We start from the raw sequence: 10,178 nt of genomic DNA on the forward strand, positions 1-10,178 counted from the left end.
GATCGCCCCCTCGGACAGGATGCCGGTCGCCACCTGGTAGAGCAGCGGCTGGAACAGGTGCTCGGGGCTCTTCGAGATCAAGGTGACCTCGGCGTTCGTGCCGGCGAGCTCCTTGGCGGCGAACAGGCCGCCGAAGCCCGACCCGATGATGACGACGCGGTGCTTGGCCATGGGGGATCCTCCTCGTGGGCGCCGCCCGCGGTTGGGCAGCCGCACCATTGTGCGGGACGCCGCTGCCTCAACCCAACCCCGTTGCCACGCCGCGATGCCGGGACTGCGAGGATGGCGTCCGAAAAGCACTCAACCCGGCGAGGAGGTCGCTCGTCCTCATGGGCATGACTGCCACCCAGGCCGTGGACGCGGAGTTCACCGCGTTCGTGGCGACCCATGCGGGGTCGTTGCGGCACGTCGCGTGGCTGCTCACGGGCGGCCGGGAGACAGCCGAGGATCTCGTCCAGGACGCGCTGCTGAAGACGTGGCTCCACTGGCGCCGCATCGACACGCAGACCGCGTGGGCGTACACGCGCCGGGTGATGGTCAACCTCGCCACCGACCGGTGGCGACGCCGCCGCTACGAGACCGTGCCCGTCGAGATGGGCGACTGGCGCCCGGACGCCGCCGCCGACGCCTCGTTCGCCGCCGCCGACGACCGCGCGTTCATCGTGCGCCAACTGGCGCACCTGACCGCCCGTGAGCGCGCCATCGTGGTCCTGCGCTACTACGCCGACCTGCCCGAGGCCGAGGTCGCCGAGGAGGTCGGGGTGAGCGTCGGCACGGTGAAGTCAACCTGTTCCCGCGCGCTCGCCCGGCTCCGCAGCCGGGGCGACGCCGCCGAAGCCACGAGGAGCCTGTCATGAGCCCCCTGCGTGAGGACGACCTGCGTACCGAGCTGTGGTACGCCCAGCCGGGCGCTGCGGCGTCCACTGCGAACGACCTGGCCGGCGCCGTGATCCGGCGCGGGCGCGGCATCCGCCGGCGGCGGACCGTTGCAGCTGGGGTGGCCGTGGTGGCCGTGGCGGCGGCGTCCGTGTTCGGGCTGACGCAGCTGACCGCACCGCAGCGCGCCGTCCCGATCACCAGCATGTCGCCGTCGCCGGCAGCCAGCCCCACACCGTCGGCGGTCCCCACGCCGACCGCGCAGCCCTCCCCCAGCGCGACCCCGTCCGCCGGGCCGGCGACCTCGACGACCCCGTCGAGCGCGGGCGGCTGGACCGACACCACCCGCTGGCCGGGCGCCTTCGGCGCTCTCGGCGACTTCCGGCTGTTGCACGACGGGGTGCCGGCCACCGCCATGGAGACCGCCTGGGAGCCGAGCGACGAGCTGGTGCTGGCCTGCGATGCCCCCCAGACGTTCCCGTCGCTGCGCACCCTCACCGCGGGGCGCCAGATCGGCTCGACCGGACCGGAGAGCTACCTGGCCGAAGGCGTCCTCGTGTTCGCGACCGAGGACGACGCACGGGCCTTCCTGCACGAGCTGGCGGCGGCGACGGCGTCCTGCGCGGTCACGTCGAGCGACCCTGACTACCAGACGCGGACCGCGAGTGCGGCGCCCGAGGGGGTGGGCGACGAGGCGCTGGTCTGGTCGACGTGGACCGAGCGGACGATCGACGGCGTCACCGGCGCGACCCCGGGGGGCAGCGCGACCCTGTACGTGCGCAGTGGCCGGGCGGTGACCATGGCGTCGGCGTCCGGGGAGTTCGTGGGCGACCCGTGGCAGACCGGCCACGCCGAGCCGGGTCTCCGCGAGGTCACCGACCACGCGCTCCCCCAGATGTGCCGTTGGCGCTCGGGCGGCTGCTGAGCTGCCACGCCACCCCGGGGGGCATTCCCACCGGCCGTGTCGGGCTGCGACGATCAGCGCATGGCCCAGACGTTCACGCACACGCTCGCGACCGAGTCCGCCCGATTCGCCGAGGTGCTCGACCGCACCGACCCGGACGCCGACGTCCCCACCTGCCCGGACTGGAACGCCGACGATCTGCTGTGGCACCTCACCGAGGTGCACGCGTTCTGGGCGCGCATCCTCCACACGGGCGCCATGACCGACGAGGAGGTCGAGGCGGTCGAGGCTGCCAAGCCCGCCCGCCCCGCCGACCGCGACGCGATGCTGGCCTTGTTCGCCACCGAGACCCAGGCGCTCGTCGACGAGCTCCGGGCGCGCCCCGACGACGACACCCCCGCCTGGTTCTGGCTCGAAACCGCCCAGACCGTCGGCTCCACCCGCCGCATGCAGGCCCACGAGGCCACCATGCACCGCATCGACGCCGAGCTCACGGCCGGCGCCGCCGTCACCCCCCTCGAGCCCGCTCTCGCCGAGGACGCCGTCGCACACGCCTTCCAAGCCATGTGGGCCTGGTGGGGCACCCTGCCCGGCTTCACGTTCGCCGAGGTGGGTGTCCCCGTCGAGTTGGCCGCCACCGACACCGGACGCCGCTGGCTCGTCCAGGCGGGCCGCTGGCGGGGCGTGGGCGAGTCGGGCAAGAGCTACGACGAACCCGGCGCCGTGCTCCTCGACGTCGCCCAGCCGGACGCCACCGCTCTCCTCACCGCCCCGCTGGCCGAGCCGGCGGCGTCCGTACGAGGCACCGCGCAGGAACTCGCGCTGTGGCTGTGGGGGCGCGGGCCGGAGCCCGCCGCAACCGGCGACCTCGACGCCCTCACCGCGCTGCGCACCGTCCAAGCGACGGGAATGCAGTAGCGGCGCTCCGGCCCCGGTTCACGAGATCGCCTGGCCTTGTGGAACAGCCGACGAGGAACAGGTAGGGCGCGTCGCTGCCGTCTTCACCGCCCAGTTCCTGCGGACCCCTCGGGCGAGGAGGGGCCGTCCCCGGGCCCGGAGGCAACGAACGCGAGCACGGCGTCCGGCAGTTCCGGTGCCGGGGCCAGGTCGACCGGTTGGGCCGCGCGGTGCACCAGATCGGCCACCGTGGCGTCGAGCTTCGCCGAGGACGCCTCCATGGACTCCTGGGCCACAAGGATGGCCGCGACGACCTCCCGGCGGGCCTGTTCCCCGTAACGGACGGCGTCCTCGATGCCCGTCGCCTGTCGATCCAGGGAGTCGGCAACATCGAGGATCGTCCGCGGGGCGAGCGTCGGCGTCTGCATCTGCCGCGCCACCCGGGGAATGGCCTGCCCGGACGCCGCCGCGTACGCCGACAACACCTCATTGGCCCCGTCGCTGACGGCCTGCTGCAGTTGGGCGGCCTGATCGGCCTGCATGAGAAGGGCCCACTGGGCGATGGTCAGCTTCATCGTCGGGATGGTGAGGTTGACCAGCAGGGCGAGCCGCTGGCCGAGCCCGAAGTGCAGCGCCCGGATGTTCCGGATCTGCGGTGAGGTCGACCACGCCACGAACAGCCGCTGCTGGAACTCGTTGATGCGCGTGGCGAGGGCAGCCATGAACTCCGTGACGCGGGCCCGCTGCTCCTGCTTCGACCGTCGGTCCGGATCGTCGGGATCGACCACGATCGCCTCCTGCGCGGACGCCGCCTCCGTCGCCATCGCCTCCATCACGGCGATCGCCCCGACCAGCTGCCCGATGGACGCCTCGTTGGCCTTGTACAACTCATCGCACAGCGCGACGTTTCGCTTCAGCTCGTGCTGCTTGGTGGCGAGCTGACCGGCGATCCGGTCGAGTTGCTGCTCGACGGATCGCGCTTCCTCGAACAGCATCTCGACGATGTCGCGCCCCTTCGCGAACACCCCGCGCACGGCGTCCCAGAACCGGTCGAACGCCTCACGCACGCGCGGGTCGGCGGGGTCGTACTTGTGGCGCAGCACCCGCATCCGATCGTTGATCTGGTGCATGATCGTGGTCAGCTCGGGGATCTGGACGGGGCCAACCTCCTTGAACACCCGATTCACCTGCGTGTTCACCGCCGCCAGGGCCGCGTCGCCGAACACGGCCAGCTGGTCGGTGTCGGCCAGCAGCACCGGGAACTGCTGCCGGGCCACGGCCCGCGCCTGGGCGGCCTGCTCCGGAGTGAGGATGGCGAGGCAGGAGAGCGTGGCCGACGCGTTCGTCCCGGACGCCGCTCGGCGGGCCAGAGCACCCACCTCGGTGTCGGCCGGGCCTGTGGCGGCCGGGGCGGTGCCGGTGAGGGAGGCGAAGTCGATGGACAGGGTCATGGCAGATCACCTTTCGTGGGGCAGGAACCGTGCGGGAGCGTGAGCATCAGGAGCACTGCGTCGCGTCCTCGAAGCAGTGCAGGAGCGCCAGCGTGACCTCCCCGGAGGGGGCCGGGATGGTGCGCACCTGGGCGGCGAGCGGGAGATCCCCGAACCGCGATGTGTCGTTCAGGCTCGGGTCGAACGCCGAGCGGAAGCCGTACTTCTGCCAGGCGAGTGCCTGGATCCGCGGGTCGCTCATCGCGTCGATCAGGCGGGAGCCGGCGGCGTCGAGGGCGAGGATCGGGTGGTCGGAGTAGATCGTGGGGCTCGGGTAGAGGATCGACACGTTGGCGAGCACGCGGGCAGGGTCGGGCGACGTCGTGGCCAGTTGAATGATCTGGTTCTCGTAACCGGCGTACAACGGCGCGGCATACTCGCCGCCTTGGGTGAGCCACTGGCGAAAGCCCCCGTCGGAGCTCGACGCCTGCAGCCCGGCCGTCTCGTAGAGATGCCGCATGGTGGGCAGCACGGCCCGCGCCTGCTCGAGCGTCGGCGGCACGGACACGTCCTCCGTGGCGATGACGGTGAGCTGGAGTTGGGCCATCGTGAAGCCCGAGTTGGAGGTGGCGGCGTCCGTCGTGGCGATCCGTACCGGGCCGGCGAGGCGCCCGGCCTGCAGCTTCTCCCAGGTATCCCCGGTGAGGACGTGCCCGGCGAGCAGCCCCTTGATGTCCAGGATGCGGGATCCGCCATCGTCGGTGACGAGACCGGCGCGCGTGAGGGCGTCCGTCGCCTGGGGTCCCGAATAGACCACCTCCGGGCTCTGGAGCACCGTCTGCGCGCGGTACTCGGCGAACTCGCCCCGGTGTCCACTCTCGAACACCAAGCGCGCCGATCCCGAGCTGGGCCACAGGCAGTTGAACCCCTGCGCCCGGATCTCGTCGGCCGACAAGAGCACCTGGGCATACGAGCCCATCGAACGGAAGTCGAGCGAGATGCCGTAGTCGGCGGCGAGGATCGCGACCACCTCCGGGTCGCGCATGAGGGCGCTCTTCTCCGAGCCACCCGCGCACTTCACCACGGCCGGGGCGGCGGTGGACGGGCCGACGGGGCGTCCCCCACCGCCCTGGAACCACATCACGAGCAGGCCGCCGCCGAGCAGGACAGCGAGGAGGATGGCAAGACCGACGATGACGCGGGGCTTCATGCGTCCCCTTCCTGACGAGTGCCCAGGGCGGGCATCTTGGGCGGCGCCACGGTGGCGAGGTTGGCGCGGTAGGCGGCGATGTCGCCGGAGTTGACCAACCGGATCGACTCCAGTGCGAACTCCAGGAACCGCCGGGACGCCGCCTCACCGGAGGTCAGCAGGTGGTCGGAGTCCTCGTAGAAGGTGGGATGCTGCTCGACATCGCCATAGGTCGTCACCACCCCGAGGAGCGAGGTGAGGTGCCCTTCCCACTGGGAGGCCGAGGAGTAGACCGACGTCGGTGACGTCGTCTCCACGCGGCGCAGCAGTTCGGGGACGACGTGCGCGATGCGGCCGGTGACGTCCCGCATGCTCGGTGAGGCGAGGTCGCGCCCCGCCCGGCCGATGCGTCGCACCAGGTCCAGGCAGGCGTCGACCTTGCCCCGCGCGTCGTCGGCGTAGGCGTCGTCGCTGATCTGGGCGGGCGTGCGCCCCAATAACACCTGGACGCCGATCGCGGCCAGCACGCCGAAGATCAGAGGGCCACCGAGGCGCAGCGCCGGGCCAGCGCCGTCGAGCGCCACGAACAGCGCCACGTAGACGAGCACGAGCACGGCGGCGCTGACGACGGTCGCGTGGCGACGGATCACGGACACCTCGCGCTCACTTGTAGCCCGCCGCCTCGCGCAGGGCGGCGACCAGGTTGCTGTTCTCGACGTAGGCGCCGCCCGAAGCGTCAGCGAGATCGCGCAGCTGGGTGGGGTCCACATCCCCGAAAGCGATCGCGATGACCGGGACCTGCGCCTGCCGCAGGGCGGCCAACATCGCGGACGATCCGGACGGAGACGACTGCCCGTCCGACATGACGACGATCAACCGCTTACGGTCGGTCCCCGCGAACGAGTCCAGCGCCTGGTCGAGGCACACGTACATATCGGTCCCTCCGTCCGGGCTGTGCGCCCGGATCCTCCCCTCCAGGTCGCTGAGGTCGGCGTCGGCGTTTCCGTCGACGCGCCATGGTCCCCCTGAGACCCGGTCGTTGAAGACGGCGACGGTGGTGCGGTCGTCGGGCGCGGTCTGCAGCAGGTTGCGCGCGGCCTCCTCCGGGTCGAACAGGGCGGTCGCAGCCGACTGGACGCCGGACCACCCGCCGTTGCCCCCCATGGATCCCGAGCCGTCCAGGCAGTAGTAGATGTCAGCGGGACGGCGGAAGGCCGTGTGATAGTGGTCCAGTGCCTCGGTGATGACATCGGCGGCAGGGAAGGTGACCCCCTGCTCGGCGATGTCCGCCTGGATGCCCCAGTCCGGATTGAAGACGGCAGGATCCGGGTCGGCCACTGCGAGCCCCACGCCTGCGGCGGGTCGGCGTCCCATCGCCAGCAACTGCGTCAGCGCCGCCGGATCGGTCGTGAGGTAGGACTTCAACTCCGTGAAGATCCGATACTTCGCGTCGGCGCCCTCCTGCCCGTGGTCGACAAACCCGAGGGGCGCATCCGAGATGCCGAGCGCGCCCCGCGGGTAGACGACGTGAAGGGGTTCCTGCCCGGCCGCGGCGAGTTCCGCGTTCTTCTCGATGACGAGGTCTTCGTAGGTGAACATCGCCTCGCACTCGTCGGGCGCTGCGACGCACATGGAGGTCATCGTGCCGGTGGAGGGCGGCGTCCGGTCGATCGCCGCAAAGAAGCGGCGCATGCCGTCGACCACCTCGGTCGAATTGAGCTGGTCGTGGGTGAGCGCCTGTCCGGGCGGGTTGCCGGCCACGATGTTGAGGAAGCTAAACAACACGGTCGCCCCGGAGTTGGACTGGGTGGGATTGGTGGCCCACACCCGCGCCTTGCCCGACTCGGTGGCCGCCATCACCTGCTCGGCCGTCGACTGGTCGCCGAGGCCGAGGCGGGTCAGCACCGCCGGCCGCGCGGCGAACACGATGGGGGTGAGGAACATCGGCTCTGAATCCCGCAGTGCCCCGGAGGTGTTGCCCATCTGGCTGAACACCGAACTCGCGAACCAGAAGGCGTCGTTGTCATAACCGCCGGACTGGAGCAGCCGCGCCTGGTCGACCGAGCCGAGGAGTCGCCAGTTGCAGGAGTAGCCCTGCGCGCGGCACCACGGAAGAACGATCTCGGTCAGCACGGACTGTTGCTCGGAGCCCGCGACGATGGAGAGCGTCGTCTCCGGCGCACCCACGTCGCCATTCACCGTGGGGCCACCCGAGGGCTGTTCACCGGGGTCGGGACCGAACGCGGTGCAGCCCCCCAGCACCCAGGCCAGCCCCAGGGTGAGCATCACCACCGCGAGGGTGAGCAGGCGACGGATCCTCATGCTGCCTGTCTAGCGCACCGTTGGCGACGCGCTGGTGAACACCGTGTGAACATCCGGCCCCGGGCGGCGTGGGTCATCGGGCTGGCCCAGCACCAAGCCCGGCGGGCCCTGCGCTTCAACCGCCGTTCGACCGTCACCCGGTTACTGGACCACGCCCCGGCTCTCGCGCCACGCCAACACGGCGGTGGCGCCCAGCAGGCCCAGCAGCCCGAGATTGCGCAGGGTGAGCAGAGCGAGGGCGCGCGGCGTCTCGTCGCCCACGCCGGTCAGCCCGCCGTAGTACACCGGGTAGATGGCGGTGGTCAGGAGACACAGCACGACCACCACCAGGTAACTCACGGTCCCGGCGACGCGCGCTCCGCGGCCGGCCGGTTCGACCCGCCACTCGAGGCCCAGGATCGCCGCCACGGGTGCGGCGAGCCACAACAGGTACTGCGGGCTCAGGGCACGCGAGCTGACGACGAACGCGCCGATGAACGTGAGTGCCAACCAGCCCAGCGCCTCCCGCCGGGCCCCGCCCCGCCACCACACGGCCAGCAGCAGCACACAGCCCGCCACGGCGACCCAGGTCGCCCCTTGGGCGAACCCGAGCCAGCGCCCGACCGTCGGACCCTCCACCTCGAACGCGTGGAACGTCGAGTACCAGACCCGGTACCCGGGTTCGCGCGCCCACTCCAGCATCGGCACCGTCGCCGGGACGGCCTCGATCTGCAGCCCGCGGTCGCGCTGGTAGTCCAACGGCGACCAGAGCCGCTCCCACCCGCCCACGATCAGGCTCCACGCCACCAAGGCGACCCCCGTCGCCGCGAACCACGCCGGCGCGAGCCAGCGGCGTCCCCGGTCGGCCAGCACGGCCAGCGGCGTCAGCACGATCGGCCACAGCTTCAGCCCCGTGCCCACGCCCACGAGCACGGACGCCGCCCGCCCGGCTCCCTGCGCGGCCAACAGGACGGCGGCACCCGCCGAGACGGCGGGCAGCATGTCGAAGCGCAGCAGCGCGACTTGCCCGAGCACGGTGGTGAGCACCATCCAGCCGAGGACGGGCACGGGGCCGAGGCGGCGTCCGAGCAGGATCGCGAAGGCGGCGTCCGCCAGCGACGTCGCCACGATGACGATGTTCCGGTAGCTGGTGTGGTCGTCGTAGCCGAGCGCGTAGGGGGCGAGCAGCAGGAGGCCGGCGGGCGTGGGGTACTCGGTGAATGCGGTGCGGATGCCGGTCCCGTCGCGGAACGCGGCCTCGGCGGTGAGGAAGTAGTAGTAGGTGTCGCCGTACTCGCCCGGCAGGATCACCCACGCCCAGATCGACACCATCTTGAGCGCCAGCCACGCGACGGCCACAGCGGTGACGGCCAGCGCCGCCGTCGTCGGGTCCGCACCCCATGCGGCGCGGCGGCGGTCGGTCTGCGGCACCGTCCCATGATGGCATCCGGCACAGAAATGTCGGACGCGGCGTGCAGACTGTCCCCATGACTCACCCCCGGCACTTCTGCAGCATCGTTCCCCCCTACCTGCTCGAGCACCTGGCCGACACCGGCCCGGCGGACTTGGCGGCGGGCGCCCGCACCACGCTCGCCCACGACCAGGCCCTGCGGCCGGCCCGCCCGGGCGCCCGGCCCGCGGAGGCGTCCAGCCAGCGGCCGGCTCGCGACAACGGCACCGGCCCCAACCGACGTGTCCATGACGCGAAGAAGGCCACCACGCTGCCCGGCACGCTCGTGCGTGCCGAGGGCGCCGCGCCGACGGGTGACCGGGCCGCCGACGAGGCCTACGACGGCCTCGGCGACACGTGGCGGCTCCTCCACGACGCGCTGGGCCGCGACTCCCTCGACGACCGCGGCCTCGGCCTGCCCGCCACCGTCCACTACGGCCGCGACTACCTGAACGCCTTCTGGGACGGCACGCAGATGGTGTTCGGCGACGGCGACGGCGACCTGTTCGTCAGCTTCACCTCCAGCCTCGACGTGATCGCCCACGAGCTCGCCCATGGGCTCACCCAGTACACCTCGGGCCTCAACTACTCCGACCAGTCGGGCGCCCTCAACGAACACGTCTCCGACGTGTTCGGCGTCGTCACGAAGCAGTTCGCCCTGGGTCAGACCTCCGCAGAGGCCGATTGGCTCATCGGCGCGGAACTCCTCGGCCCCGGCGTGCAGGGTGTCGCCCTGCGGTCCATGGCGGCCCCCGGCACCGCCTACGACGACCCCCGCCTCGGCAAGGACCCTCAGCCCGCCACCATGGCCCATTACGTCGACACCACCGACGACTACGGCGGGGTGCACATCAACTCGGGCATCCCCAACAAGGCGTTCCACGTCCTCGCGACCACCCTGGGCGGCCACGCCTGGGAGGCGCCGCTCCAGATCTGGTACGACACGGTCACCGGCGACATTCGCGCCGACTGCGACTTCGCCACCTTCGCCCATCTCACCCAGGCCGCCGCGGCCGCCCGCTTCGGCGAGGGTTCACCCGAGACGGACGCCCTCGCTGCCGCTTGGGCGGCGGTCGACGTCGTGCCCGCCCCGGCTCGCCAGCCGTCGCGGCGACCCGCGGCGTCCACGAA

General features: G+C 71.8%; 10 protein-coding genes. 4 read left to right on the forward strand and 6 right to left on the reverse strand.

What is annotated here, in order from left to right; translation table 11 throughout:
- A partial coding sequence (locus Q1K57_RS07970) for an FAD-dependent oxidoreductase (RefSeq protein WP_366525356.1) occupies positions 1 to 219 on the reverse strand: 219 nt, incomplete at its 3' end.
- Positions 220 to 335: 116 nt separating this feature from the next.
- Between Q1K57_RS07970 and Q1K57_RS07975 the strand changes: the two genes are divergently transcribed.
- Genes Q1K57_RS07975 through Q1K57_RS07985 form a run of 3 tightly spaced genes read left to right on the forward strand, consistent with a single transcriptional unit; the run spans position 336 to position 2,698 of the window.
- On the forward strand, positions 336 to 857 hold the full coding sequence (locus Q1K57_RS07975) for a SigE family RNA polymerase sigma factor (protein ID WP_300080703.1): 522 nt from the start codon (positions 336 to 338) through the stop codon (positions 855 to 857).
- Positions 854 to 1,801 (forward strand): hypothetical protein, encoded by a 948-nt coding sequence (locus Q1K57_RS07980; protein ID WP_300080705.1) that lies wholly within the window; start codon positions 854 to 856, stop codon positions 1,799 to 1,801. The genes Q1K57_RS07975 and Q1K57_RS07980 overlap by 4 nt, the downstream gene beginning before the upstream one ends.
- A gap of 60 nt (positions 1,802 to 1,861) precedes the next feature.
- A complete protein-coding gene (locus Q1K57_RS07985; protein ID WP_300080707.1) occupies positions 1,862 to 2,698 on the forward strand; it encodes a maleylpyruvate isomerase N-terminal domain-containing protein in 837 nt (278 codons plus the stop codon).
- A gap of 83 nt (positions 2,699 to 2,781) precedes the next feature.
- On the opposite strand, the gene Q1K57_RS07990 is transcribed toward Q1K57_RS07985, so the two are convergent.
- The 5 genes from Q1K57_RS07990 to Q1K57_RS08010 all read right to left on the reverse strand — a co-directional run bounded on the left by Q1K57_RS07990 (position 2,782) and on the right by Q1K57_RS08010 (position 9,028).
- The gene (locus Q1K57_RS07990; protein WP_300080710.1) at positions 2,782 to 4,128 is read right to left on the reverse strand and encodes a toxic anion resistance protein; all 1,347 of its coding nucleotides are present in this window, start codon (positions 4,126 to 4,128) and stop codon (positions 2,782 to 2,784) included.
- A gap of 46 nt (positions 4,129 to 4,174) precedes the next feature.
- Positions 4,175 to 5,317 (reverse strand): hypothetical protein, encoded by a 1,143-nt coding sequence (locus tag Q1K57_RS07995; RefSeq protein WP_300080713.1) that lies wholly within the window; start codon positions 5,315 to 5,317, stop codon positions 4,175 to 4,177.
- Positions 5,314 to 5,946 carry a hypothetical protein gene (locus Q1K57_RS08000; RefSeq protein WP_300080716.1) on the reverse strand — a complete coding sequence of 211 codons (633 nt, stop codon included), beginning with the start codon at positions 5,944 to 5,946 and terminating at the stop codon, positions 5,314 to 5,316. The genes Q1K57_RS07995 and Q1K57_RS08000 overlap by 4 nt, the downstream gene beginning before the upstream one ends.
- Positions 5,947 to 5,959: 13 nt before the next feature.
- Complete coding sequence (locus Q1K57_RS08005) at positions 5,960 to 7,618, reverse strand: vWA domain-containing protein (RefSeq protein WP_300080718.1); 1,659 nt, start codon at positions 7,616 to 7,618, stop codon at positions 5,960 to 5,962.
- Positions 7,619 to 7,759: 141 nt separating this feature from the next.
- The gene (locus Q1K57_RS08010) at positions 7,760 to 9,028 is read right to left on the reverse strand and encodes a glycosyltransferase 87 family protein (RefSeq protein ID WP_300080721.1); all 1,269 of its coding nucleotides are present in this window, start codon (positions 9,026 to 9,028) and stop codon (positions 7,760 to 7,762) included.
- A 56-nt stretch (positions 9,029 to 9,084) separates the two neighbouring features.
- Between Q1K57_RS08010 and Q1K57_RS08015 the strand changes: the two genes are divergently transcribed.
- Positions 9,085 to 10,178, forward strand: a 1,094-nt coding sequence (locus Q1K57_RS08015) for a M4 family metallopeptidase (RefSeq protein ID WP_300080724.1), incomplete at its 3' end; no start/stop codon positions are given.

The organism is Propioniciclava sp. (assembly GCF_029977985.1).
Classification (GTDB): Bacteria; Actinomycetota; Actinomycetes; order Propionibacteriales; family Propionibacteriaceae; genus Propioniciclava.

Coding starts and splice junctions, on each gene's coding strand:
- Q1K57_RS07975 (WP_300080703.1), top strand. CDS start 336: ATGACTGCCACCCAGGCCGTGGACGCGGAGTTCACCGCGTTCGTGGCG.
- Q1K57_RS07980 (WP_300080705.1), top strand. CDS start 854: ATGAGCCCCCTGCGTGAGGACGACCTGCGTACCGAGCTGTGGTACGCC.
- Q1K57_RS07985 (WP_300080707.1), top strand. CDS start 1,862: ATGGCCCAGACGTTCACGCACACGCTCGCGACCGAGTCCGCCCGATTC.
- Q1K57_RS07990 (WP_300080710.1), bottom strand. CDS start 4,128: ATGACCCTGTCCATCGACTTCGCCTCCCTCACCGGCACCGCCCCGGCC.
- Q1K57_RS07995 (WP_300080713.1), bottom strand. CDS start 5,317: ATGAAGCCCCGCGTCATCGTCGGTCTTGCCATCCTCCTCGCTGTCCTG.
- Q1K57_RS08005 (WP_300080718.1), bottom strand. CDS start 7,618: ATGAGGATCCGTCGCCTGCTCACCCTCGCGGTGGTGATGCTCACCCTG.